The sequence below is a fragment of the Vibrio sp. VP6 genome (assembly GCF_028823755.1).
In the GTDB taxonomy this organism is placed as follows: domain Bacteria; phylum Pseudomonadota; class Gammaproteobacteria; order Enterobacterales; family Vibrionaceae; genus Vibrio; species Vibrio parahaemolyticus.
In genome coordinates this window covers 1-955 of sequence record NZ_JAPEID010000154.1, presented here as the reverse complement: position 1 = coordinate 955, position 955 = coordinate 1, and the positions used below count along the sequence as shown (strand labels likewise).

2 protein-coding genes are annotated in these 955 nt (G+C 45.2%); both read right to left on the bottom strand.

The features are described 5' to 3' along the window. Positions 1–61 precede the first annotated feature (61 nt). Positions 62–403 carry an endoribonuclease MazF gene (gene mazF, locus OU793_RS24625; protein WP_023624650.1) on the bottom strand — a complete coding sequence of 114 codons (342 nt, stop codon included), beginning with the start codon at positions 401–403 and terminating at the stop codon, positions 62–64. After that, positions 400–630 carry an AbrB/MazE/SpoVT family DNA-binding domain-containing protein gene (locus OU793_RS24620; protein WP_017449238.1) on the bottom strand — a complete coding sequence of 77 codons (231 nt, stop codon included), beginning with the start codon at positions 628–630 and terminating at the stop codon, positions 400–402. The genes mazF and OU793_RS24620 overlap by 4 nt, the downstream gene beginning before the upstream one ends. Positions 631–955 lie beyond the last annotated feature (325 nt).

Below are 955 nucleotides of genomic sequence, written 5' to 3'. Positions count from 1 at the left end.
CGCCCTTTCTGGCGGCTTTTACGTTTGGCACAAAGTACCTTTAGGTGATGACTGTCTCACATCAGCCATTAGCAATCGCTGTGACATAATCCCGCACAGTCCCCAGTGTTTCGTTTGAAACGGAGTCTACCACACGAGCGCGACGCGCGCGCCAATCCAAGGACTTCACTTGGTCAGCCAGCACCACTCCCGTTGTTTTTTGGCTTCCGGTTATTTCAACTTCAAACGGATACCCTTTTGACTGGTTGGTTATGGGGCATACCAGAGCAAAGCCAGTTGCTTGGTTAAACTCTTTCGGGGAAATGACCAGCCCAGGCCGACTGTCTCCCGCTTGTTCGTGTCCGCTTTGCGGATTAAAACTCATTACTACTACATCGCCTTTCTCTGGTACTGCATACGTCATAACAATTCATTACCCATAGTTTCGGTGATTACTTCATCATGGCGGTTTTCATCAGTGATCTGACTCAAAAGCTGGGCGAGTGTTGGTTTTGCAGGTTCAATGATAATTTGTCGATTGAACACTTTAACCTCCACTTTGTCACCCACCGCCATATCCATATTTTTCAATACCTTAGAAGGTATACGCACAGCTGCGCTGTGGCCCCACTTAGCTATTGTTTGTGACATTTATTCGCTCCTTCCGGTCGGCCTTTGACCGACAGGGTTTGATTTACAGACCCATTGCTAGAGTATGTCAAGCTCCAGCAGATAATATGACCCCATCACGAGTCACCATTAAGTTTATACTCATAATTATGGATATACAATGTATATCCATACGAATTCATCCAACATTCGACACTTTTGTTGATGACTTGGTAAAACAGGTAGACTCCCAAAGCGGCTACGTTTAGCGCGATTTTAGCCTATCTAGTGCTTTGCTATCATTTTTTGTCTATATATTGTGAATTTCCCCTTTTTTCTCAGTTCATAAAGGGGATCGTTGGGGCGT